Origin of the sequence: Geobacillus sp. BMUD, assembly GCF_013096845.1 — a bacterium.
In the GTDB taxonomy this organism is placed as follows: domain Bacteria; phylum Bacillota; class Bacilli; order Bacillales; family Anoxybacillaceae; genus Geobacillus; species Geobacillus vulcani.
Map to the genome: position 1 here is coordinate 158,257 of NZ_SDLA01000002.1, position 24,825 is coordinate 183,081.

Consider the following 24,825-nt stretch of genomic DNA (forward strand, 5'->3'; position numbering starts at 1 on the left):
CGACCCTCCTTACATTACGCCTCCACATTCATCGAGACATCGACGATGACGCTTGGCCCCGCCTCTTGCGCCCTGCGCACATCCTCTTCACCAAGCAGAGCGCCCGCCTTAAACAGCAGGCGGCCGTCTGTATCATAAATGTCTTTTGTCAGCCGCTTTCCAGCCAACAACGCAACTTGTTTTTCCCTCAGCGACTGCAGCGCTTCAACATTTTCCGCACTTTCGGCCATCGCCTCTATTTGCGCGGAAACGTCCTCTTCCGCCATGCTGCCGGTTGGCTCGATGCTTTCTGCCTTCAACAACTGCGCTGGGTCATCAAGAAGCGATTCGTTCGCTCCGTCATTGACGACCAAAATATCTTTGCCGTACGTCAACACTTCCGAGGCCGGCAGCACCGCTTCCCCCTTCTCGAGCTGAAGAGCGATGCCGACAATATCCCCCGACTCTTCATCGACGAAAAACTCGCGGGCCTCGCCGAGCAGCTGCCCTTTGCGCGTGATGGCTTTCGTATTTTTAATGCGGATTTGCTTATTGACGAGCTGATTGGCGATCGGAATTTCTGAGAGGTCAATTACATCGTGCCCTTGCTCCACCGTCACGGCAAACTCGCCGATGCCGACGACTTTTTTAAACGGAATGGCCTTTAAACTGAGTTGCACATCGTCTTGTTCCACGGTCAAAAAATCGATCGATCCTTTGTCCGGGTTGATCACCAAACTTTTCACCGTGCCGATTTGTGCACCGTCAGCAATGCTGATGATCGGCAGTCCAATGATTTGCGCGCTAGCTTTCATCCTTTTCACCCCAACTGTTTGCTAGTGTTGCGGCAAACTGCCGCCAAAGCGCCAACTCTTCGGACACAACCGGATAGGCGTGAAAACGGTCAGCGAGCTCCTCAAGCCATGCTGCGAGCTTGGCGTACTGTTGTTCTACTGCATAATGTTCCATTAACAAACGGGCCAATACGTAATAGTCGCGGTCAGAAAGCGGAGCGTCCAAACATCGGCGGAGGCAGCGCTCGTAATCGGCGGCGCCCAACCGATGGCGGTTGAAGCGCAATTCAAGAGCGACCGCTTGCACGACTTCCGGACCAATCATTCGTGTTGCCCGTTCGCTCTCTTTCTCCCGCCGGCTTTCCGTTTGCCCATCTTCTTCCGGCTCACGGCGTTCGGTTGATTGTTCGCCTTCCGACCAGCCATGCTCCGCTCGATGCCCTTCCTGCCTGTCAGACCCTGCTTTCATCGCCTCCTCCTGACAGGGCGGTTCAGCAGCCTCGTCCGTTCCCGACAGCGAACGGTCGACAATACCTGGCATTGCTTCTTCCAAAAACGCCCCTTCACGCGGCATTGCCTGGCCGGAAGGCAGTCTGTTTTCTACAGCAAAAACGCCCGCCGAGCTAGAAGACATGAACGCGGAAAGTTGCGCCTCCTCTTCTTCATGGCTGAAATCAAGCACCTGCAACAGGCCGCGGCCGTCGTCGGCCGCTCCCGTCTGCATCACCGCCGCTTCGATGTCTGGCGTCATCGAGACCGGCAGCTCATCAAGCCAATCGCGCAGGCGGCGCGTTGGCTCGACATTCGGCCCGCCACCGTCACCCGTCATGGCGGCCGGCTCTGCTCCATTCAAATCCAAGGCGGACAACTTCTCCAGCTCCGCACGATCCGAATCCAACGGGAAAAACCCCTCTCGCTCGGCATCGTCTCGGTCCACGGAGCGCATTTTTTGCTCCGCATCGGCCGAATCCACCGAAAGCAGCTCCTCCAACCTCGTTTGATCCGCTCCGGGATCGGAAGCGGCTTCCTCTATGCCATCCATCGATCGAAGCAAGAAAGCAGTCTGTTCTTCCCGGCGCCCCTCGCTGGATTTCGGCGCCCGCTCCGTCTCCCCCGAAGTTGCTTCCGACTCTGCAAGCGACGCTCCTGAAACGGTGTTACCGGTTTCCTGTACGTGCGATCGCAACGCTTCCCCACTCGAGTCAGCGCCTTGAAATCCCCTAGAGGCGTCATTTTGTCCAAAAGCTGCCGTCCAGGCTGAATCGACTAGATTCTCCGTTGCATTCTGGACCATCGTCCTATCCCTATCGCCGGCCGCCGTCTGGTCACCACTCCCTTTCCATCCTCCCGTTCTCCGCTCGCCAGCTTCCTCCGTTTCCACCGATCGGTAAAGAAGCGGGCCGAACCAACGATCAAGCAAATACGATCCCGCCAACAGCAACCCTCCAACGAGCAGGATGATCTGCCACAAAGGAATCACCGATTCAGCCAACTGCGCCAGCCCCGCAGCCAAAAAAGCAGCCGCCACAACCGCCGCGCCCCCGGCCCGGCTGAAGCCAAGCGGCAACAGCCAAACAGCCAACAGCGCTACTATGAATGCAATAACGTAAACAACCGCCTCTTTCCACATGCCTACCCGTTCCTTCCCGGCGTATCATTGGCAATAACGCGCCAAATATGCCATTGCTCGTTCTCTTATCCTAAAATTCTACATGGTTCGACTCGAAAATATTGTATAATAAAGTTACATATTTTGAAAGAAGGTTATGACAAATGGCGGGAAGCAATTTTCCTCTTCCTAGTCGTCAAGCAGGATTTACGTTGATCGAAACGTTGCTGGCCATCACTCTTTTATCGGGCGTCGCAATCGGTTTGTTTTACTTTTTCACGAATGCGATGATGCATACGTCTTACAACCAAGGGCGGACGGTGGCCGTCAACGTCGCCCGCGGCGTCGCTGTCTATTTTGAAAAAAACACAGATTTCTCCCGGCTAAAAGAGTATATGGAAGACCATCAAACACCGTTTCTTGAGCTAACCAAAGACGACTGCGGCAACGAATCGTTGGCGGCGCTGTTTTTTGCCGGTGAATCTGGCCAACTGCATACGGTATGCGAAGCGCAGTTCATCCCGAAAATCAACGATGTCCGCTACGAAGCTTCCGTTTACCTTGTCCGATACGACAAGGAGGCATGGGATGCATTCACTTCATCGTCGGAATTCGCTTCCTTGCCTGCGCCGCTGCAGGCGCGCATCCGTGCTGAAACGAAAAAAGCAGCCGAATCAAACGCCGGCGGCTACATGACCAAATTATACACCACCGTCCGTTGGGGCGAACGAGCGAACGAAACAGCGTGGGTCGAAGGGGTGATCACCGATGAAACGATCCGCTAGAAGCGAAGCCGGCATGACGATGATCGAGCTGTTGGCCGCCGTTTCCATTTCTTTGCTCATCATCGGCGCTATCTACACCGTGTTTTTAACCGGCATTCGCGCCTACGAACGCATCGGCATCGAAAACGACTTGCGCAGCGAAGCGGACTACGCCATGGCCCGAATAATGAACGAGCTGTACATGCTCTCTCCGGATGGAATGGAAAGTCAAGAGGAGAACAAGCCGTTAACGGCCGTCACCTTTGTGAAAAACGAAGAATTCAAAGCCGATGCGGACACCGGGCTTGTCTCCCGTGAAGAGAAAAAGCCGGAAAGCATCGAGCGGATGACGCTGTCCATCCAAGACGGCGCGCTCGCGATCAATGGCGAAACGATCACCTCTTCCCGCTTTTTGCTGAGCGACTCTTCATCGTTTTCATTCCGTTGCGCACGAAAAGAAGGCAACCTTTGCCGCAGCGGCGTCATGACAATCCGTCTCATTGTCTCCGACCGTCGACACGCCGATCCGAGTGGTTGGCTGTATGTGCCGCCGTTTACATTGACAACGGAATTTGGTTTTTAAATATTGCATTCCGAAACTTTGTCTGCGAAAGGAGGGGCTGCGATGAACCGACTGCGCTTGAACGCCGCTGGCTACAGTTTGGTGACAACGATGCTCATGATCACCCTCTTTTTTTTGCTCGGCTTGACGATTTTTACAGTCGCCGTCCAGCAAGCGCGATTTACCACGGTGCGCGTCGAGAACATCGAATCGTTTCACGAAGCCAAAACAGCCCTTAATGAAGCAATTGCTGAGCTTAAAGCTGAGCTTTCAGACGATGATTTTTTTGTTCACCATGACATTTTCACCCCTAGTCAATGGGATGCATTTCTCGGTATTAACGAGGACACCCCCAGCCCGGAGACGATCGCCGGCAAGCTGAAAGCGCGCTACGGCGTGGAGGTGGAAGACGTGTCCTATCGCTTGTACAACATTCCGACGAACAAAGTGTTCCTCCGCGCGCTCAATTTGTCCAAACCGTTTACGGACGGCCATCGCGAGCGGAAAGTCAAACGGCTCGTCTTTTTAACGAATACGCCCAGTTTTCTCAAATACGCGCTCGGATCAAAAGAAACCGTCATCTTAAACGGCGGCGTCTACGTGGAGCAAGGGAACGTATACGCCGGACAAAACGCTTACATCAGCAACGCGGCAAACTACGTGAAAAAAAGCGGCGAGTTAACGATCGCTCCTATCGATGGCGGACTGCCTGCATCAATGAACGATTCGATTTGGCACATTCATGACAAGCTGCTGTTTTCATGCACGCAAACGAGCAGTTGTTGGAAGACTGGCGGCCGAACTTTCCAAATGGAAGAAGGCCTTTTCTTCCCAGGATGGCCGGACGATGGCGGCCCCCTCATTCAACAAGAGACGGACGATTTCATCGATACTGATTTCGAGCGCACCGTGAAAGATAAATTGCTTCAAGCGGCCGGTCTCTCGCCGTTGTCGCCTGAAACCCAACAAGCGTATATCGAGCGCATTGAAAACGATCACCAGCCGCCGCTCGATGTAGCGCGGGAGCTTGAGCAAGAAGGGAAATTGGCTCGGGTCGTGACAGACGACGAAACGCCGTATGAACAATCTATCAATCAGATGCCCAAAGACAAGCCGCTTTGGTTGGACGCAGAAGGGAAGGAGATCACCCTTTATCGCGGCATTGACGTGCAACAAAATGGCCAAAACCAATGGCTCATTGTCAATGGCAATCTCCGCATTGAAGGACCGACAAAATCAACAGCGGCTGTCCGCGGCAATTTGATCGTGTTCGGTGATTTGACGCTCACTGGAAACTTGGCGTTGAACGCGAGCATTTACGTCACTGGCAAGACGACCATTTACAACAGCCATATCGACGGAGTAGATGGAAAAGGGCTCGTGTTGTTGTCCAAAGGCACGCTCGATATCGCCCGCATCAATGAATTTCAAGACTCAAGCGAAATTCCGAACTTAAAAGGGTATTTTTATACAGACAGCAGCGCGACGATTTATGCTGTCGGGTCGTATTTGTACATTGAAGGCGGGTTGTTCGCCCGCGGGAACGGAGCGGCTGCTCCGGATACAGACATCAACGGGCTCGTCATCAACGCCTTTCGCGGCCGGATCGAGCCGAAAGACGGTGAGCCGTGGAACTTCATTCCAAGCTCTGACATGCGACAATCCCGTCTGATCGTCAAATATAATCCACGGGTGTTAGTCGAACAAGGAACAGGATTGCCATTTGTCAATCAAATCTCACTCGTCGCCGACCGGCTTGAAGTTGAGTGAACGAAGACGGCTAAATTCCCTCTCTCATGCTCTCGATCCCTTGGACACAATGAAAAAAAGCGGCTCTCCAATTCAGGAGGCCGCTTTTTCCATCATCACCAACGCCCACCACTGCTGCCGCTTCCCCCCTCATCTTCACGCGGTTGGACAAAGACCCACACTGAGGCTTGAATTGGCCTGCCATCCGGCGTTTTCGCGTTGGCGGTCGCCGTCACAACCGCGTAGCCGACATCCACTGCTTCCAAATACCATCGGCCATTTTCTTGGACAACGTCGACAAACCGGGAGTCAGACGATGTCAAAGAGCGGAGCGTTCGGTCGCTTGCATTTTCCGGAATAAAGCGGAGCTCTGGCGCCACCTCCAGCCGGTCGCCAACGTTCATGCGTACGATCGGGTTGCGGAACTCCATACCTTGAAGCGCCGGATTCATCACCTTGATGACCGCCGATGCCGACGCGTTGCTGCCGTCAGTCGCGCGGACGGTGATCGTCACCGTTCCAGGCTTTCGCGCTGTCACCATGCCGTTTTGATCTACGGATGCGACATTCGGGTCGCTTGATGTCCACGCAAGCGTTTTGTTCGTCGCGTCGCTCGGAACGATCGTCACTGGAATGGTTTGCATTTCGTCAACGTTCATCGTCGGTTTGTAATCGCCAAGCGTCAAGCTATGAACCTTAACAACGATCGAGATCGTGGCCGATTTTGCGATCGGCGGCTGCAGTTGCCCATACACATCGCGGTATGTCAACTCTGCGGTCAACGTATAGGTCCCTTTTTGCTTAAAGGAGACGGAAACCGGAATCGTAATAGGAGCCGGCGCCGGCTTCCCGACCTCATACGGAATCGAAAACGAAATATACGCATTTTGCTTATTTTCATCCAGCCATACTTGGCCGTTTTCCGCAACAGCGATATTGCCGCCAAACGACGAAAGCGGGATGCGGATCGTTCCGGTGATCGCCGGCGTGGTGGCAAGCTGGGAAAACTGTTGGAACAAGGCGGTCAAATTTTGCGTCGTTCCTTGCCGCGCCTCGCCGCCAGCAGTCGCGGACAGCGTTTGCAAAAAGCTCATATCGACTTCATCGTTGCTGCCAAAACCGATCGAATAAAGCGTAATATTGTTCATTCCGAGCGCCTTAGCCACGTTGATAGCATGATCACGAATTTTCTTCTCTATGCTGCTGTAACTAAATGGATAGTCGCTTCGACCTAGAGGGATATCAGCACCGTTTACATAGTCCCATCCGTCGCTTGTAAACAAGCGGGAAAAACCGCGTTTGTCGATAAAACGAATGCCGGCCTTTCCATTTGTATACAATTCGTACGTCAGCGGCAACGGCGCCGTGATTTTTTCTCCTGTATAGTAGTAGAACCAAAGAATCCGTTCGACTTCCCGATAGGTGATTGTTTCTGTTGCGTTAAGGGTGGTCGGCATCCCGTCTGTCAAGAAAATTACATACTTTTTGCGCACCGGGTCGTTAAAATACGACTGCGCAAGCGACAGCGCCGCCGAATAGTTCGTGCCGCCTCCAGCGGTCAAACTGTCGCCGACCGTCCGAATTTTCTCGAGTTGGGCGGCGACATTCGGCTGATCCCCAAACGGAACGACTTGTTTCACTTGGTCGGAAAACGGAATGAGGGCAAACCGGTCGTTCGGATGCGAATGGGCTTTAAAGTAATCGACAGCCGAACGGAGCGCCGTCTTGGCGCTCGAAAGCTTCTCCCATGTCATCGAGCCCGAGACGTCAAACACAAACACAACATCGATCGGCGGACGGACGGGCGACGAAACGGCCCCTTGTGGAATGAGCGTCACATCGAGCCGGCCTTGGGCATCGCCGTTCGGCGGCTTAGCGTATTCCGGCTGTGAAAACGCAAGGGAAAAATCCAATTTCGCCGTGCTCGCCTCCATTTGCCTCGTATATAGATAAGGCATCTGTGGAAATGAAAAATACACATCCTCTTTTCCATTTCCCAACACGCGATACGCATCGACAGTGATTTGGTAAGTCGCCCTTGTTCCCGAAGCCGACGGCCACTTCCCGCGCATATCAAGAGAAAACGTATATTTTTTCTCCCCGTTTCGGTCCGCCGGCGCTTCCACCGCTTCGGCTCGGTAGCTGACTGCCGCGCCGCTTTGTTCCTTCGGCTGAATGCGAATCATAAAGTAGCGAATGCTGTTCCCTTGCCCGTTGCCGCTCCCTGGTGCGGTCGCCCATCCCTCGATCTTCTCATCCGAAACGAACGTAATGGCCCCCTCTGTTTGATCGGCATACACAACACCTGCTTTCATCGGCCATAGGCTTGTCATCAGCCAAAACAACATTCCCCATAAAAGCCAGCCGCGCCACCGCTCCATGCGCCTCCCCTCCCACGCCAAAAGGACTATCTTTCTTCCATTATATCAAGCCTTTTCATCGCTTGGCATTATTTTTTTAAACGTTTTCGCACTTCAGATATAAAGTAAAGCGATCCCGTAATGAGCAGCAACTCATTTCTCCCCATTCGGTTTTTCTTCCCATCGACCCAGCCGATCCAATCACCTGTCACCGCTTTCTGCGGATGAGACGAAAGGTCCGCCAACTGTTCCGCTGCTGCCGCGCGCGGAAAATCAAACGTGGTAAACGTGATCGTATCCGCGAGCTCATCAAGCCGTTGAATCATCCGCTCAAGCGGCTTGTCCGCCAAAGCAGCAAACAAGACATGGACGCGTTTGTCCGGATAATGGGCGCGCACCGTCTCCACGAGCGAGCGAATCCCGGCTTCGTTATGGGCGCCATCGAGAATGATCAGCGGTTTGTCGCTCACCCGCTCAAACCGGCCGGGCCAAGCAGCTGCAGCCAGCCCATCGGCGATATGCTCCGGGTCGATCAAAAACGAATAGCCAAGCCGCAATAGTTCGGCCGCCATCACCGCCACCGCCGCGTTTTCGACTTGATGGGCGCCGGGCATGTGAATGCGCACATCGCGGTATTCAGAAAACGGCGTGACAAGCGAAAACTGCTCCCCTTCCACCGTCGCCTGCCGGTCGGAAACAATGAAATCGACGCCGAGACGATATGTTTTCGCTTTCCGCTCCGCGGCCGTCTTGGCGATCACCTCCCACGCCTCGGGCTCGTTGACGGCTGTCACGAGCGGCACCCCGGATTTGATGATTCCCGCTTTCTCGGCGGCAATTTGTCCGAGCGTATCGCCTAAAATGTTCATATGGTCATAGCTGACGTTCGTGATGACGGAAACGAGCGGGTAAATGACGTTGGTTGAGTCCAAGCGGCCGCCGAGCCCGACTTCAATGAGCACAATATCTTGAATCTGTTTTTTGCCGAAATAATACAACATCATGGCCGTGATCACTTCAAACTCGGTCGGCCCGCCAAGTTCTGTCCGTTCCAATTCGTCCGCAAGCGGTTGGATCGTTTGCACAAGCTCCACGATCTCTTCATCGCGGATCGGTTCGCCGTTGACGCTGATCCGTTCGTTGAACTGCTCGACATACGGCGAAGTGAACGTCCCGACCGAATACCCCGCCGCCTGCAAAATCGAGCGCAAATAAGCGACCGTCGACCCTTTTCCGTTCGTTCCGCCGATATGGACGGCGCGGACGCGGCGTTCCGGGTGGCCGAGCTTTTCCATCATCCATTCCATCCGTTTTAGCCCCGGCTTCATGCCAAGCCGCAGCCGCCCGTGAATCCAAGCGACGGCTTCCTCATATGTGCGGATCATATTCACGACTCCTCCCTTGAGAAGATCAAGATCGAAAGGCTGGCGATGGGCCAAGCAGCTTCCGCCAGCGAAAAAGACGAACCCGCATGATGGCGGATTCGTCTTCATCATAATCAACCAAACAATCGTTTGTCTACCGTTTCAGCTCAGCGAGACGCGCTTTCACCGCTTCGCGTTTTTCGATGTAGTCTTGCCGCTTGCGCCGCTCTTCTTCGACGACATGGGCCGGCGCTTTCGCCAAAAAGCCTTCGTTGGCCAGTTTCTTTTCGACGCGCTCGACTTCTTTGTTCCACTTGTCAAGCTCTTTTTCAAGCCGCTTGATTTCTTCTTCAATATTGATCAGCCCTTCAAGCGGCAAAATAAGCTCCGCTCCGGTGACGACAGCGGTCATCGCTTTTTCCGGCGCCGGGACATCGGTGTCGATGACCAGCTCGCTCGGATTGCAGAACCGTTCCAAATAAGCGCGGTTTTTCAAAAGCGCTTCCCGCACGCGCTCGTCTTTTGTCTTAATGTAGAGCGCAATCGGTTTGCTCGGCGGCGTGTTCACTTCAGCGCGAACGTTGCGGACCGCGCGGATGATGTCCACAAGCATCCGCATTTCTTCAGCCGCTTCTTCGTTCGACAGTTCGGGACGCACTTGCGGCCACGGAGCAACGGTGATCGATTCCCCTTCATGAGGCAAGTTTTGCCAAATTTCCTCGGTAATGAACGGCATGAACGGGTGAAGCAGGCGCATCGTGTTGTCGAGCACATACGCCAACACCGAACGCGTCGTCTTTTTCGCCGCCTCGTCATCACCGTACAGCGGCAGCTTGGCCATTTCGATGTACCAGTCGCACAAGTCGTCCCAAATAAAGTTGTACAGCGTGCGCCCGGCTTCACCGAATTCGTATTTCTCCGCGAGCTTCGTCACCGTGTCGATCGTTTCGTTTAAGCGCGTTAAAATCCAATGGTCGGCGACCGTTTTTTCGCCGCTCAAATCCAGCTCCTCGTACGTCATGCCGCCCATGTTCATCAAGGCAAAGCGCGAGGCGTTCCAAATTTTGTTGGCAAAATTCCACGTCGCTTCGACTTTTTCCGTGCTGAAGCGCAAATCTTGGCCCGGCGAGCTGCCGGTCGCCAAGAAATAGCGGAGCGCATCGGCGCCGTACTGGTCGATCACATCCATCGGATCGACGCCATTGCCGAGCGACTTGCTCATTTTCCGTCCTTGGGCGTCGCGGACGAGACCGTGGATGAGAACGTCCTTGAACGGCCGCTTCCCGGTGAATTCAAGCCCTTGGAAAATCATGCGCGATACCCAGAAGAAAATGATGTCATAGCCGGTGACAAGCACATCGGTCGGGTAATAGCGCTTGTAGTCCGGCGAGTCGGTATCCGGCCACCCCATTGTCGAGAACGGCCAAAGTGCCGAGCTGAACCACGTATCAAGCACGTCGGGGTCTTGCTCCCAGTTTTCAATGTCTTTCGGCGGCTCATGGTCGACGTAAATTTCCCCCGTTTCTTTATGATACCACGCCGGAATCCGGTGCCCCCACCAAAGCTGGCGCGAAATGCACCAGTCGCGGATGTTTTCCAGCCAGTGCAAGTACGTTTTTTCAAACCGCTCCGGCACGAACTGCACTTTTCCGTCCGTTTGCTGGAGCTTGATGGCGGCTTCAGCGAGCGGCTTCATTTTCACGAACCATTGCGTCGACAAATACGGCTCAACGACCGCGCCGCTCCGCTCGCTATGGCCGACCGAGTGCACGTGCTCCTCGATTTTAAACAGGACGCCTTGCTCCTGCAAATCGTGGACGATTTGCTTCCGGCATTCAAACCGGTCAAGCCCTTGGTATTGCATGGCGTTTTCATTCATCGTGCCGTCTTCATTCATGACGAGAATGCGCGGCAAGTTGTGGCGGTTGCCGATTTCAAAATCGTTCGGGTCGTGCGCCGGCGTAATTTTCACCGCCCCGGAGCCGAATTCCATATCGACATATTCATCGGCAATGATCGGAATTTCGCGGCCGACGATCGGCAATTTCACCATTTTGCCGATCAAGTGCTTATATCGCTCATCATCTGGATGAACCGCAACAGCCGTATCGCCGAGCATCGTTTCCGGACGGGTCGTCGCCACTTCGATGTAGCCCGAGCCGTCAGCGAGCGGATAGCGCAAATGATAGAGCGCGCCTTTTACTTCTTTATAAACCACCTCAATGTCCGACAACGCCGTTTTCGTCACCGGGTCCCAGTTGATGATGTACTCGCCGCGGTAAATGAGCCCTTTCCGGTAAAGCGAGACGAACACTTCGCGCACCGCTTTGGAGAGCCCTTCATCCAGCGTAAACCGCTCGCGCTTGTAATCGAGGCCAAGCCCTAACTTCGCCCATTGGCTGCGAATATGGCCGGCGTATTCTTCCTTCCACTTCCACGTTTCTTCTAAAAATTTTTCCCGGCCTAAATCGTAGCGCGACAGCCCTTGGCTGCGCAATTTTTCCTCCACTTTCGCCTGGGTGGCGATGCCGGCATGATCCATCCCTGGAAGCCAAAGAACGTCATAGCCTTGCATCCGCTTCATGCGGGTAATGATGTCCTGCAGCGTCGTATCCCACGCATGCCCCAAATGCAGTTTGCCGGTGACGTTCGGTGGCGGAATGACGATCGTAAATGGTTGTTTGTCCGGATCGCCGGTCGCTTCAAAAAACTTGCCTTTCAGCCACCATTCATAACGCCCCGCCTCAACGGCGCGATGGTCGTATTTGGGCGGCATTGACACTTCATGCTGTGCCATAATCATTCCCTCCTTCGACATGATGGACAATGCGGCCGACGGCGGCTTTCCTGCTTGGCAATGCCGCGCCGCCGGCAAGCAAAAAAGCCCCTTTCATCCGAAAAGGACGAAAGGAGCTGCTTTCGCGGTACCACCTTTTTTCTTAAGCCTGGAGGCTTAAGCGCTTCATTGGCATAACGGCATGATGCCGGCTTCCTCTACTTGGCGGCAGCGCCGTTCAAAGAAGCAGCTCAAGGGCGACCTTCCAGCAGCCGTCATCCTAGGAAATCTCGCAGCTTCTGATTTCCCTCTCTGCAGGCGCGGACCGCTGTACTCCTCCCCGTCTTCGCTTTTGTCGTCATCGTTCGATTATTATACTACCATTGTCCATCATCTTTGCCAAGTTTTTATTTATTTATTCCATCCGTGTGCATTTGGTGACAAACCATCGCACATTTCATATTGTATAGTAAACCGGAGAAGGAGGGAATGTCGATGCGGCGATTCAATCCGTATTCGTGGCCGCCGTGGCTTCGGCAAGTACGCGCCGTCTGCGCCCAAGTGATCATCCCGCTCACCATTTTTCAAGCGATCCGCACCATTTTTCTGCCAACAACGTTTGATGTCATTTTATTGGCCATCTTCGTTTTCATTGCGGTGGCGCTCCATTTGGAATGGATTTAGTGCGACGCCGTTTTGTTGGGCTGGATTCAAAATCCATTTAACCATTGCTGCTTTCATCCGCCGGCTGTTCATTATCCATCGCCTCTTCCTGCTGCGCGGCGTCGCGTTGGACAAGATGCATGACAACGGCCTCCATGTTTTTGAACGCCCAGTAACAACGTTGCAGCGCGGTCACATATTCCCGCTCGTTCCGCTCGTTCCGCGAAGCGGCCTCATATCGCTCCAAACAACGGACAAACCCGCGCGGCTCCGCCAAATGGCTGTATAAAAACGCCCGCTCCCCGTCGGACAGCGGCAGCTCCTTCTCGTACTCCTCCATCCCTTCAAGCCACTCGCGCCCCAGCGGCGGCATCGTTCGCACGTGAAAACGGAGAGCGGCGATCACGTCAAAGAGCGGTGAATTCCAATGCGCCCGCTCCCAACTGATCCAATACGGCGGGAGATGGTGGGAGAGACGCGCTTTGCCATGCACCCAAGCGATGCGCCATTGCTTCGTCTCTTTCAGCGTCTCTTCCCAGGCATCGAGCCGCTCCTCAGCAAACGCGTACGCGCGCATCACCTCATGAAAATAGGTGCAACATTGAAGTTGAAACGGTGACATGTACCACGCCGCTTCGTACCGTTCGACCCGCTCTTCCCATACGGCTCGCGTCCGTTGCCATTCGTCCCTTTTTTGCTTTCGGTACGCCGCCGCCTCTTCCTCACCCACCTCGATCGTGCGGACGGTGGCGCGATGGAGGCGGGCGAGTTCGCGAAAAAAGGTGTGGATCACATCCTTCTCTACCTTCGATTCGCCGTCATGCCATGCTTGCAAATAATAAAGGCGCCTGCCTTCTGTGGCAAACAGCGACCGCTGCTGCGTAAAGTACAATGGGAGGCAGCGGCGGCCGCCATGTTGCAGAGACTGCCAAATAGCAGCGGCTTCTTGCTCGCTTTCAAGCGGCTTTAAGGCGAAAACACCGCGGTTCGTGTATACCTTGACGGCTTTGCCTCGCTGCTCCATGCGCTCTGGACGAAGACCGTACTGGGCGAGCACAGCCTCATATCGGTCAGCCTGTGCGGCCATTCGTTACGCCCCCTTACTGATCGGCAAAAGAAACGGAAAGCGTTCCTTTCATGAGAAAGGACGGCTTCCCGCCATGGCCGGAATATAGAGCAGCTGCCCCTCGTGCACGTCATCTGGGCCTTCCAAATCGTTGGCGCGCAAAAGCTGCGAGACGGTCACATCATACCGTTCGGCAATCTTGTCCAATGAATCTCCTTGCTGGACGATGCAAATTTTCAGTTTCGTAAACTCTTCTGCCTCGCTTTTCGCAAACAGCTTCGTCAAGTAAAGCGCATTTTCGCTTTTTGTTTTCGTTTCTTCTTCCTCTTCTTCCTCTGCCACCTTTTTCGCCGCCCCGATCGATACTTTCGCCTCAGTTGGCGGCAGCAATGAAGCGATGTCTTCCTCCGTCTGTGCGCTGACCGCCTTCGTTTCCGTCTCGAGCGGCAAAAACGGCTCTTTGGCCTCCTCTTCTTCCTCAGCCTCCGCTTCTTCATGGCGCATAGCGGCTGGCTCCATGACGGAGACCGGCGTTTCGTCGGCGGCAAACGCGGGCTGTTCAGCCGCCTCATCGGCGAGATCATCCGCCGAAGCAAACACTTCCTCACCGGCCGCTTCCTTGCGGGCGATCGATTCAAACGGGGCAAACAGCGGCTCATCGTCCTCCTCATCGTCCGGCAAATCATCGTCAAGCGGCGCTTCACTGATCCCACTGATCGAAATGTCGGCAGTGATCAGCAATCTTCCGTTTTCATCCAAATCATAATCAAACGATTCAACCGTCACGTATACATCCTCAAGGGAACGAATGCGGTTTTTTGGAATCGTAATATCGATTGGAAACCGGTGCGACAGTTCGCTGATCCCGTCTTCGCGCACCGCAATGTGCTGAATGAACCGATAGCTGGCCAGCTCAAACACGTCGTCATCCGCTTCGGCCTGCCCTTCGTCCGCTTGGCGGAATTCGCCGCTCAACTCAAGCGCGCCGCGGATCGTAATATATTGGTCGTACTCATCGACGGAAATGACCGGATCAAGAGAAATGGATAAAAACTCGGCGACTTCCTGTCCTCTTTTAAACCAGACCGATTCTTCCAATGAAAAACGCAAATACGATTGCTCCAACCGGGCCTCCTCCTTCCGTCCCTTCGGCAAATGGTTTCTATGACATTATCCATTGTATGAACGGAAAAGAGGCGGTATGATAAAAAATTGGGCTGCCGACCGTCGGCAGCCCCTTTCCTTATCCACGCAGACGGGCAAACACCCGCTCAGCAGCGGCAATCGTATATTCAATATCATCATCACTGTGCGCCGTCGACAAAAACAGCCCCTCAAATTGCGACGGCGGCAGGAAAATACCCTCATTCGCCATTTCCTGATAATAGGCGGCAAACAGCTTCAAGTCGGACGTTTTCGCTGTCTCGTAGTTGACCACCGGCTCGTTCGTGAAGAAAAAGCCGATCATCGATCCAGCGCGGTTGATCGTATGCGGAATGCCGTACTTCTCCGCCGCCTGATGAAGACCGTCCGCAAGGCGCGCCGCTTTGCGGCCAAGCTCTTCGTACGTTTCCGGCGTCAGCTGGCGGAGCGTCTCGTACCCGGCCGTCATGGCGAGCGGGTTGCCGGAAAGCGTGCCGGCTTGGTACACCGGGCCGCTCGGCGCGACAAGCTCCATGATCTCGGCTTTGCCCCCGTACGCTCCGACTGGCAAGCCGCCACCAATCACTTTGCCAAGGCACGTCAAATCCGGCTCAATGCCGTAATACCCTTGGGCGCAATGGTAATCGACGCGGAATCCGGTCATGACCTCATCAAAAATCAATAAAGCGCCGTATTGTTTCGTCACCTCGCGCAGCCCTTCCAAAAAGCCAGGCACTGGCGGAACGACGCCCATGTTGCCGGCGACCGGTTCGACGATCACCGCGGCGATGTCTTCGCCAAACCGCTCAAACGCATAGCGGACGCTGTCCAAGTCGTTGTACGGCACGGTGATCGTATGCTGGGCGATCGACTCCGGCACGCCCGGGCTGTCCGGCAGGCCGAGCGTCGCCACGCCAGAGCCGGCTTTAATGAGCAGCGAATCGCCATGGCCATGGTAGCTGCCTTCAAATTTGATAATTTTGTTGCGCTTCGTATAGCCGCGCGCTAAACGGAGGGCGCTCATCGTCGCCTCGGTGCCGGAGTTGACCATGCGCACAACCTCGACGGACGGCACCCGCTCGATGACGAGCTTAGCGAGCTCATTTTCAAGCAATGTCGGAGCGCCAAAACTCGTGCCTTGTTCCGCCACGCGCTTCAACGCTTCCACGACCTGCGGGTTGGCATGCCCTAAAATGAGCGGACCCCATGACAGCACATAATCGATGTATTCATTGCCGTCAATATCGTAAATTTTCGCTCCTTGGCCGCGCGCCATAAAAATCGGCGTCATCCCGACCGACTTGAAGGCGCGCACCGGGCTGTTCACCCCGCCTGGCATCAATTTCACCGCTTCTTCGTATGCTGCCTTTGACCGTTCATAGCTCCGCATCATTCCGTCCTCCTCTTTATTCCGCCAGCCAGCGGGCGACATCTTTAGCAAAATACGTAATGATCAAATCCGCGCCCGCCCGTTTCATCCCTGTCAACATTTCCATGACGACCGGTTTCTCATCGATCCAACCGTTTTGTGCCGCCGCTTTGACCATCGCATACTCGCCGCTCACATTATAGGCGACAAGCGGAAGCGGAAAACGATTTTTGATGTCGCGGATGATGTCCATATACGCAAGAGCTGGCTTCACCATCAAGAAATCAGCGCCTTCTTTGACATCCGACTCCGCTTCACGGAACGCCTCAAGGCGGTTGGCCGGATCCATTTGGTACGTCTTCCGGTCGCCAAACTGCGGTGCGCTGTCGGCAGCATCGCGGAATGGACCGTAAAACGCCGACGCGTATTTGATCGCATACGACATGATCGGCACATACTCAAACCCTGCTTCATCAAGCCCTTGGCGAATGGCGGCCACAAAACCGTCCATCATATTCGACGGCGCGATGATGTCAGCGCCGGCTTGCGCTTGGCTGACAGCTGTTTTGACAAGCAAATCAAGCGACGGATCGTTCAGCACGCGCTCGTTTTCGACAACGCCGCAATGGCCGTGACTCGTATATTCACATAAACACGTATCGGCAATGACGACTAGATCTGGGTGTTCGGCTTTGATTTGGCGGATCGCCCGCTGAACAATCCCTGTGTCGCAATACGCCTGTGAACCGACTTCATCTTTTTCATTTGGCACTCCAAACACCATGACGGCAGGGATGCCAAGCCTGGCGATGTCGTCCATTTCCTCAGATAAACGGTCAAGCGACAAATGATAAACCCCTGGCATCGACGGCACTTCCCGCTTCATGCCGCTTCCCTCGACTACAAACAGCGGATAAATGAGATCCTCGACGCGAAGATGCGTCTCACGCACCATCGCCCGAATCGCAGCCGTTTGCCGCAGACGGCGATGGCGGTCAAATGACAGTGCCATTCATCGTCCCTCCATGGAAAAATATTGTTCCATCGCTTCCATTATACCATCGGTCGTGTAATCCGTCGGACAAATATGGACTGGAATGCCCGCCCGTTCAGCCGCTTCTTTCGTCACCGGCCCAATGCAGGCGACCGCAACACCGGAAAGAAGGGCGTCCGCTTCTTGATCGAGAAGGCGGGCAAGGCTGTCGACCGCCGACGGGCTCATCAACGTCACCACATCAATCTTCCGACTGTGCAAAAGCGCCAATAGCTGCTCCCGGCCGCTTTCATCAGGCTCGGTCTCATACACCGTGAGTTCGTCGACGACAGCGCCGGCGCTTCGCAACGCCTCAGACAAGGTCGGACGAGCCAAATTGCCTTTGACAAACAGCACTCGATCGCCTTGTTTGACGTGCGGCATAAGCAAGTCAGCCAACCGTTCAGCCGTGTAATCGTCCGGCACGAGCGCCGGGGAAAGGCCGTATTCGGCGAGCGCCGCCGCCGTTTTCCGCCCAACGACAGCCATCTCCGGCAGTGGACGCGGCAATGAAACATGTGGAAAAAAGAAGCGAACAGCGTTGGCACTCGTGAAGATGAGCCAACGATATTCACCAAGCCGCCCAGCCGCAGCGGCGATTTCTTCCGGCGCCGTCGGTCGGATGGCAATGAGCGGGATCTCGACCGGCACGGCGCCGACAGCGCGCAGCTTGGCAGAAAACGATGCCGCCTGCTCCTTGCCACGCGTCACGAGCACCGTTTTGCCAACGAGCGCGCTGTATGTCATGATTGACTCAACTCCTCTTTTACTCGCTCAATGAGCGCTTTCGCCCCTTGATCGCTGAGCATCGCGGCCGCCTGCCGGCCGACCGCTTCTGGATCAGCGCCGGTGACGATTTCTTTATACCTTTCTTTGCCATCCGGTGAAGCGACAAGGGCCGTGAGGCGCACCATGCCGCCGTCTGCTTCGGCGTAACCGGCAATCGGCACTTGACAGCCGCCTTCCATTTGTTGCAAAAAAGCGCGCTCCGCCCGAACAGCCCGCTCGGTTTGCTCGTCGTTCAGTCGGTTGAGCCATTCACGCAATTCCTCATCCTCTTCGCGGCACTCGACGGCGAGCGCCCCTTGACCGACCGCTGGAACGCAGACGTCAAGCGGCAAATAATCGCTGATCACCTCATCGCTCCAGCCCATGCGCGCAAGACCCGCCGCCGCTAACACGATCGCATCGTAATCTTCGTTCTCGAGTTTCGCCAATCTCGTATCAATATTGCCGCGAATCCACTTAATCGTCAAATCCGGGCGATAGGCAAGCAGCTGCGCCGAGCGGCGCAGGCTGCTCGTGCCGACAACCGCTCCTGTTGGCAAGTCGGACAACGGGCGGTTTTGCTTGCTGATGAGCACATCGCGCGCATCTTCGCGGCGCGGCACCGCGCCGATCACTAAACCTTTGGGCAGCACAGCCGGCATATCTTTCATGCTATGGACCGCCATATCGATGCCGCCGGCGAGCAATTCGTGCTCGATCTCTTTCACAAACAACCCTTTGCCCCCCACTTTCGAGAGCGTAACATCAAGCACCCGATCGCCTTTCGTGACGATTTCTTTCACTTCAAACGTAAACGGCGCCCCAAGCTGTTTCAACTCGTTGATCACCCACTTCGTCTGGGTCAAAGCAAGCTTGCTGCGCCGCGAGCCAACGACAATGTTCCGCATCTCGTTCCACCTCAATTATGAATACCAAAAATGAAATTTTGACAAACTGCCAAACAAGAAAAAGTTGACAAGCAAAAATAAAAACGAGCCAATGTTCCATAGCGCGATCGCCTTTCCTTGCATCTGCCGGACGGCTCGCTTGTAAAAATAGACGCCATAGACGAGAAGAACGACAAACGACCCGAGCACTTTCGCATCATACCAATGGAAATGGTCGATTTGAATGTACGCCCAAATCACGCCAAGAATGAGCCCTAATAACAACATAGGCAAGCCGAGCACATTTAAAACATAGGACAAAAAATCAAGCCGCGACAAATCCGCCATGCGCCAAAGACGCGCCCCCCACTTTTTCTTTTTCAGCAAACTGTACTGCAACATGTAAAGCACCGAAAACAGAAACGACAGGGTAAACGCCGCATACGCTCCGAGCGAAAGGGTGATGTGGATGATCAGCAGCTCCGAAACGAGCCGCTCTGCAACAGCCGGCGACTGGGAAGACGGTGCGAACGTATGAACGGCCAAAATAAAAAACGCCAGCACATTGGTAAAAAAAACGATGAAATCTACGCGCAGCAGCCGATTGATGACGAGCGACAGCGTAATGAGAAGCCAGGCGTAAAAATAAAGCCCTTCCGACACTGTTAAAATCGGAAAGCGCTTCGTCTCCATGATGCGAGAAACAAACGTCACTGTCTGCAAAAGCCAAACAATAGAAAGCAACCAGAAGGCGATGTCGTTCGCCTTCCGGTTTTGCTGCAAAAAATCGATGAAGTAGAAAAGGATCGAGGCGATGTAAAGCAAAATGGACAGCTCATACAACAGCGCCACCATCCATCCCACCTTACAGCTGCCATGATGGGCGGGCGGCACGGACCGCTTCCGCGTCTTGTTCATCGCGCTGCACGGATTTTGCCTGCTGCATATGCCGCTCGGATTTCACCGCATCTTCGATATTGAAAATTTTCATAAACAGCTGAAGCGCCTCCTCGGCATTCGGGCCGGCGGCGAGTTCCTTCGCCTGCAAAATCGGATCGCGAAGCAGCTGGTTAATAATGCTTTTTGTATGCTTATTCAACACTTTCCAGTCACGCTCCGACAAATGCGGCAGTTTCCGCTCCAAACTTTTCATTGTTTCCGCTTGGATAGCCAGCGCCTTTTCGCGCAAGGCGGCGATGACTGGAACGACGCCGAGCGTCTGCAGCCATTGGCTGAACGCCATAAGTTCCGCTTCGATCATCCTTTCAATGCGAGCCGCTGCCTTTTGCCGTTCCGCCAAGTTAGCCGCCACCACATCTTGCAAATCGTCAATGTCGTACAAAAACACGGTTTCCAAATCAGCCAACGCTGGATCCAAATCGCGCGGCACCGCGATGTCGACCATAAAGAGCGGGCGGCCTTTGCGCATTTTCTCAAGCGGCGCCACCATTTCTTTCGTCAAAATATAGCCTTTGGCTCCCGTCGAGCTGATGACGATATCCGCTTCCAGCAAAGCGCATGACAATTCACCAAGCGGCTTCGCTTCGCCGGCAAACTGCTTAGCCAGCTGTTTCGCTTTTTCAAACGTCCGATTGACGACCGTCACCTTGCCGACGCCGCTGCCGTACAAGTTTTGCGCCGCCAGCGTCCCCATTTTGCCTGCCCCGATAATCAGGACGTGCTTGCCGGCAAGGCGTCCGAAAATCTTCTTCGCCAGCTCAACCGCCGCATAGCTGACCGATACAGCATGCGCGCCGATGCCCGTTTCCGAGTGGGCGCGTTTGGCAAACGTCACCGCCTGCTTGAACAGATGATTGAAAATCGTGCCGCTCGTCCCGACCTCTTGAGCGAGCAAATAGCTGTCTTTCACTTGCCCTAAAATTTGCGTTTCCCCAAGCACCATCGAATCAAGGCCGGCTGCCACGCGGAACAAATGCTGGATGGCCGCCTCTCCTTCAAGCACACGCAAATACGGAGCAATCGCTTCCACTCCAACGTCAAACCATTCGGCTAAAAATGCTTTGATATAGTAACGGCCGGTATGCAGTTGATCGACCACTGCATAAACTTCCGTCCGGTTGCACGTCGAGACGATCACATTTTCGAGCACGCTTTTTTGCTTGGCGAGCTGTTTCATCGCCGCACCGAGTTCCGCTTCGGCAAACGCGAGCTTTTCGCGGATTTCTACAGGGGCGGTTTTATAGTCGACGCCAACGACTACGATTTGCACGATGCCAACCCCCTTATTGACCGAATCCCTTTTATCATTATATCACAACCGTCCATCGTTCCAGTTTGAAAAAATTGTGAACATGCCTCTAAAGCTATGCTAAACTGTAGACAGTGATCATTCTATCATAAACATGTCCAAAAGGGAAACGGAGGACGCGACGATCATGAAAACCCGAACGGTATTCTCCGCCATCTTGTTCATCGGCCTCGGGCTGTATTTTCTTGCCGGACAGTTGGAAACACCCTTTTTCCGTTTCTTTCAAGGGTGGCCGGCCTTGCTTGCCATTTGCGGGGCAGCTTTGCTCGGCCAAGCGCATGCAGCGCGCGAATATGCTTACCTTTTCCCCGGCTTTCTTTTGCTTAGCTTTGGCGCCCAGCTGTTGCTCTCCGGGGCGTTTTCGTTTTGGCCCCGCGGCGTGAACATGTTTTTTTTCCTCATTGCGCTCGCTTTTTTCGCCAGCAGCCGGAAACAAAAAGGTGGAGCCGGCTTCGGCGTGCTTTTTTTGCTTCTCGCTGTCGTGCTGACGTTTTCCGGGCGCGGCCAGCCGTTCTTTCACCTCGTCCAAGCCGGTCTTTCCTCTGTCTGGCAATTTTGGCCGCTCGGACTCATCGCCATCGGCGTCTATCTATTATGGGCTAGGCGAAAATAGCCTTGAAAGTGAAAACACCAGCCGAATCGCTGGTGTTTTCATCATGAGGACACAAACGGCAAAAGCGCCGCCCATGCTTCGTCTTTCCCTTGCCCGGTCTCCGCGGAAAACAAAAGGAGCGGGTCGCCGTCAGCCATTCGCAGCGTCTCGCGCGCGATTTTCGCGTGTTTTTGATGCTTGCCGCGCGGCACTTTATCCGCTTTCGTCGCGATGACGATCACCGGGATCTCGTAATGTTTCAAAAACTCGTACATCATCACATCGTCTTTCGTCGGCGGATGGCGCAAGTCAACGAGCAGGACCGCCGCCTTAAGCGTCTCGCGCGTGGTAAAGTACGTCTCCATCATTTTCCCCCATTTTTGCCGCTCCTGCTTCGACACGCGGGCAAAGCCATAACCGGGCACGTCCACAAAGTAAAACGAGTCGTTAATCAAATAAAAATTCAATGTCTGCGTTTTGCCTGGCTTTGAGGAGGTGCGCGCTAAGTTTTTTCTGTTGATCATTTTGTTGATGAATGATGATTTGCCGACGTTCGAACGGCCAGCGAGCGCCACCTCCGGCCGTCCGCCGTCCGGATATTGTTCTGGCTTGACGGCACTGGTCACAAGCTCTGCTTTCTTCACATTCATCGCTTCCACCCCACCAGCGCGTGCGGCAGCACCTCATCGAGATGGGAGACGAGCACAAAGCGCAAGTCGCTCTTCACCGTTTCTGGAATGTCAGCCAAATCTTTTTCATTGTCTTTCGGCAAAATGACTGTTTTCAATCCGGCACGGTGGGCGCTTAACGTTTTCTCTTTCAACCCCCCGATCGCAAGAACGCGGCCGCGCAGCGTAATTTCCCCGGTCATGCCGACGAAGCGGCTCACCGGCTTGCCCGTCAACGCGGAAATGAGTGCGGTCGCAATCGTGATGCCGGCCGATGGCCCATCTTTTGGCACCGCGCCTTCCGGGACATGAATATGGATATCGTACGTTTCATGAAACTTCGGGTCAATGCCGAGCTCCTCGGCGCGCGAACGCACATAGCTGAACGCCGCTTGCGCCGACTCTTTCATCACATCGCCGAGCTTCCCGGTTAACACGAGCTTGCCGTTGCCTTTTGCAAGCGACACTTCAATCGCAAGCGTATCGCCGCCAAACGCGGTGTAGGCAAGCCCGGTCGCCACGCCGACTTGGTCTTCCGCTTCGGCCTGGCCGTAGCGGTATTTTCGCTTCCCTAAAAATTCCTCAAGATTGTTTTCTGTGATCACCACCCGCTTTTTCTCGCCGGAGACGATGAGGCGGGCCGCTTTTCGGCAGATAGCGGCGAGCTGCCGCTCCAGCTCCCGGACGCCGGCTTCGCGCGTGTAATGGCGGATGATAGCCAACATCGCCTCATCACGAACTTGGAGCGCCGCCTTTTTCAGCCCGTGCTCGGTGATTTGTTTCGGCAGCAAATGCCGCTTGGCGATATGCAGCTTCTCCACTTCTGTGTAGCCTGGTATGTGGATCACTTCCATCCGGTCCAAGAGCGGCTGCGGAATCGCCGCCAAATGGTTGGCCGTGGCGATAAACATGACTTTCGATAGATCGTACGGCTCTTCAATGTAATGGTCGCTGAACGTATGATTTTGCTCCGGGTCAAGCACCTCCAGCATGGCCGCCGATGGATCGCCACGAAAATCGCTCGACATTTTGTCAATTTCATCAAGCAAAAAGACAGGGTTGATCGTACCGGCTTTTTTCATTCCTTGGATAATGCGGCCCGGCATGGCGCCGACGTACGTGCGGCGATGACCGCGAATTTCCGATTCGTCGCGGACGCCGCCGAGCGAAACACGGACGAAGCGGCGGCCGAGCGCTTTGGCGATCGATCGGGCGAGCGACGTTTTGCCGACCCCCGGCGGTCCGGCAAGGCAAAGAATCGGGCCTTTTAACGATTTCGTCAGCTGCTTGACGGATAAAAATTCAAGCACTCGTTCTTTCACTTGATCGAGCCCGTAATGCTCCTCGTTTAAAATCGCTTCCGCCCGCTTAATGTCGTGGATGTCTTCCGTTTCTTTCGACCACGGCAAGGCGATGAGCCAATCGAGGTAGTTGCGGATGACCTCGCTTTCCGCTGAGGTGGCCGGAATTTTTTCATAACGGTCAAGCTCCTTCAATGCCGTTTGTTTCACGTGCTCCGGCATGCCGGCCGCCTCAATTTTTTCTTTCAGCTCCTCAACTTCGCCTGTTTTTCCTTCTTTTTCGCCAAGCTCTTTTTGAATCGCCTTCATTTGCTCGCGCAAATAATACTCTTTTTGCGTCCGCTCCATCGACTGCTTGACGCGGGCGCTGATCTTTTTCTCAAGCTGGAGCACTTCTTTTTCGTTGTGCAAAATTTGGATGATTTTATTGAGGCGCTCTTTCACGTCGATCGTTTCTAAAATGCGCTGCTTTTCCTCAAGCTTAAGCGGCAAGTGCGAGGCGATGATGTCCGCCATTCGCCCCGGCTCATCGATGTCGACGATCGAGGCGTAAATGTCGACCGACAGTCGCTTGGACAAGTTTATGTACTGCTCGAAATATTCCAGCATCGTCCGCTTGAGCGCCTCATCTTCTAAATCTTTCGCCGCCCGGTCGGCAAACTTTTCAACTTTGACGAGAAAGTACGGCTCCTCGCTGATCACTTCCGTGATGAGCGCCCGGGCGACGCCTTCAACAAGCACGCGGAACGTGCCGTTCGGGAGTTTTAGAAGTTGCTTGACGCGCGCGATCGTCCCCATTTTATATAAGTCATCCATATCCGGTTCGTCGATGGCAACGTCTTTTTGTGACGTCAGCAAAATCATATGATCCTCGACCATGGCTTGTTCGAGCGCTTTGACCGATTTCTCGCGCCCGACATCCAAATGGAGCACCATCGTCGGAAACACGAGCAGCCCCCGCAGCGGCAAAAGCGGAACGACCGTCTCCTTTTTCTTTCCGTTCACGCCGAACACCTCCATCTCTCGCTTCTATTCGTTTATTGTATAGTACGGTAGCCGGGTTTGTAAAATTTGACGAATGAGAAAGAGCGCGACACTCCGTCTGCAGG

At 54.4% G+C, this 24,825-nt stretch carries 20 protein-coding genes and 1 other annotated feature; of the genes, 5 read left to right on the forward strand and 15 right to left on the reverse strand.

Annotated elements, in window-relative coordinates; genetic code table 11:
- Positions 1-14: 14 nt before the first annotated feature.
- Both ETC05_RS04595 and ETC05_RS04600 read right to left on the reverse strand, forming a co-directional pair.
- Positions 15-794, reverse strand: coding sequence for a PRC-barrel domain-containing protein (locus tag ETC05_RS04595; protein ID WP_171660460.1), 780 nt, complete (start codon positions 792-794; stop codon positions 15-17).
- The gene (locus ETC05_RS04600) at positions 784-2,403 is read right to left on the reverse strand and encodes a putative sodium/potassium/calcium exchanger (RefSeq protein WP_171660461.1); all 1,620 of its coding nucleotides are present in this window, start codon (positions 2,401-2,403) and stop codon (positions 784-786) included. Before ETC05_RS04600 ends, ETC05_RS04595 begins: the two co-directional genes overlap by 11 nt.
- 143 nt (positions 2,404-2,546) lie before the next feature.
- Here ETC05_RS04600 and ETC05_RS04605 point away from each other — a divergent pair, with 143 nt between their 5' ends.
- From ETC05_RS04605 to ETC05_RS04615, 3 genes are read left to right on the forward strand one after another with little or no spacing between them, the layout of a single operon-like run.
- On the forward strand, positions 2,547-3,167 hold the full coding sequence (locus tag ETC05_RS04605; protein ID WP_171660462.1) for a type IV pilus modification PilV family protein: 621 nt from the start codon (positions 2,547-2,549) through the stop codon (positions 3,165-3,167).
- Entirely contained in the window at positions 3,151-3,729 is a 579-nt protein-coding gene (locus ETC05_RS04610; RefSeq protein WP_031407926.1) for a PilW family protein, read from the forward strand. Before ETC05_RS04605 ends, ETC05_RS04610 begins: the two co-directional genes overlap by 17 nt.
- Before the next feature lie 42 nt (positions 3,730-3,771).
- Positions 3,772-5,478, forward strand: a complete 1,707-nt coding sequence (locus tag ETC05_RS04615) for a hypothetical protein (protein ID WP_171660463.1) — start codon at positions 3,772-3,774, stop codon at positions 5,476-5,478.
- A gap of 95 nt (positions 5,479-5,573) precedes the next feature.
- Here ETC05_RS04615 and ETC05_RS04620 read toward each other — a convergent pair whose 3' ends face one another.
- From ETC05_RS04620 to ETC05_RS04630, 3 genes are all read right to left on the reverse strand, one after another.
- On the reverse strand, positions 5,574-7,838 hold the full coding sequence (locus ETC05_RS04620; protein ID WP_171660464.1) for a VWA domain-containing protein: 2,265 nt from the start codon (positions 7,836-7,838) through the stop codon (positions 5,574-5,576).
- A gap of 68 nt (positions 7,839-7,906) precedes the next feature.
- Positions 7,907-9,202 carry a bifunctional folylpolyglutamate synthase/dihydrofolate synthase gene (locus ETC05_RS04625; protein ID WP_031407920.1) on the reverse strand — a complete coding sequence of 432 codons (1,296 nt, stop codon included), beginning with the start codon at positions 9,200-9,202 and terminating at the stop codon, positions 7,907-7,909.
- 133 nt (positions 9,203-9,335) lie between these two features.
- Entirely contained in the window at positions 9,336-11,978 is a 2,643-nt protein-coding gene (locus ETC05_RS04630; RefSeq protein ID WP_171660465.1) for a valine--tRNA ligase, read from the reverse strand.
- A gap of 99 nt (positions 11,979-12,077) precedes the next feature.
- Positions 12,078-12,313: a binding site (T-box leader), on the reverse strand.
- Positions 12,314-12,452: 139 nt separating this feature from the next.
- Between ETC05_RS04630 and ETC05_RS04635 the strand changes: the two genes are divergently transcribed.
- Positions 12,453-12,641, forward strand: coding sequence for a hypothetical protein (locus ETC05_RS04635; protein ID WP_011232115.1), 189 nt, complete (start codon positions 12,453-12,455; stop codon positions 12,639-12,641).
- A gap of 37 nt (positions 12,642-12,678) precedes the next feature.
- Here ETC05_RS04635 and ysxE read toward each other — a convergent pair whose 3' ends face one another.
- The 8 genes from ysxE to hemA all read right to left on the reverse strand — a co-directional run bounded on the left by ysxE (position 12,679) and on the right by hemA (position 21,116).
- Entirely contained in the window at positions 12,679-13,707 is a 1,029-nt protein-coding gene (ysxE, locus tag ETC05_RS04640) for a spore coat protein YsxE (RefSeq protein ID WP_031407916.1), read from the reverse strand.
- Between the two features lie 48 nt (positions 13,708-13,755).
- Positions 13,756-14,811 (reverse strand): stage VI sporulation protein D, encoded by a 1,056-nt coding sequence (gene spoVID / locus ETC05_RS04645; RefSeq protein ID WP_031407914.1) that lies wholly within the window; start codon positions 14,809-14,811, stop codon positions 13,756-13,758.
- Positions 14,812-14,929: 118 nt separating this feature from the next.
- The gene (gene hemL, locus ETC05_RS04650) at positions 14,930-16,219 is read right to left on the reverse strand and encodes a glutamate-1-semialdehyde 2,1-aminomutase (protein WP_171660466.1); all 1,290 of its coding nucleotides are present in this window, start codon (positions 16,217-16,219) and stop codon (positions 14,930-14,932) included.
- 16 nt (positions 16,220-16,235) lie between these two features.
- On the reverse strand, positions 16,236-17,210 hold the full coding sequence (gene hemB, locus ETC05_RS04655; RefSeq protein ID WP_031407910.1) for a porphobilinogen synthase: 975 nt from the start codon (positions 17,208-17,210) through the stop codon (positions 16,236-16,238).
- Entirely contained in the window at positions 17,211-17,978 is a 768-nt protein-coding gene (locus ETC05_RS04660; protein WP_031407908.1) for a uroporphyrinogen-III synthase, read from the reverse strand.
- On the reverse strand, positions 17,975-18,907 hold the full coding sequence (hemC, locus tag ETC05_RS04665; RefSeq protein ID WP_031407906.1) for a hydroxymethylbilane synthase: 933 nt from the start codon (positions 18,905-18,907) through the stop codon (positions 17,975-17,977). Before hemC ends, ETC05_RS04660 begins: the two co-directional genes overlap by 4 nt.
- Before the next feature lie 15 nt (positions 18,908-18,922).
- Positions 18,923-19,741 carry a cytochrome c biogenesis protein CcsA gene (gene ccsA, locus ETC05_RS04670; RefSeq protein WP_031407903.1) on the reverse strand — a complete coding sequence of 273 codons (819 nt, stop codon included), beginning with the start codon at positions 19,739-19,741 and terminating at the stop codon, positions 18,923-18,925.
- Positions 19,742-19,751: 10 nt separating this feature from the next.
- Positions 19,752-21,116: a glutamyl-tRNA reductase gene (hemA, locus tag ETC05_RS04675; RefSeq protein ID WP_031407901.1), complete on the reverse strand. Its 1,365-nt coding sequence runs from the start codon at positions 21,114-21,116 to the stop codon at positions 19,752-19,754.
- Between the two features lie 166 nt (positions 21,117-21,282).
- On the opposite strand from hemA, the gene ETC05_RS04680 reads away from it, so the two are divergent.
- A complete protein-coding gene (locus ETC05_RS04680) occupies positions 21,283-21,768 on the forward strand; it encodes a LiaI-LiaF-like domain-containing protein (RefSeq protein WP_031407899.1) in 486 nt (161 codons plus the stop codon).
- A 41-nt stretch (positions 21,769-21,809) separates the two neighbouring features.
- On the opposite strand, the gene yihA is transcribed toward ETC05_RS04680, so the two are convergent.
- Both yihA and lon read right to left on the reverse strand, forming a co-directional pair.
- Positions 21,810-22,397, reverse strand: coding sequence for a ribosome biogenesis GTP-binding protein YihA/YsxC (gene yihA, locus ETC05_RS04685; protein WP_031407897.1), 588 nt, complete (start codon positions 22,395-22,397; stop codon positions 21,810-21,812).
- Positions 22,394-24,736: an endopeptidase La gene (lon, locus tag ETC05_RS04690; protein ID WP_171660467.1), complete on the reverse strand. Its 2,343-nt coding sequence runs from the start codon at positions 24,734-24,736 to the stop codon at positions 22,394-22,396. Before lon ends, yihA begins: the two co-directional genes overlap by 4 nt.
- Positions 24,737-24,825 lie beyond the last annotated feature (89 nt).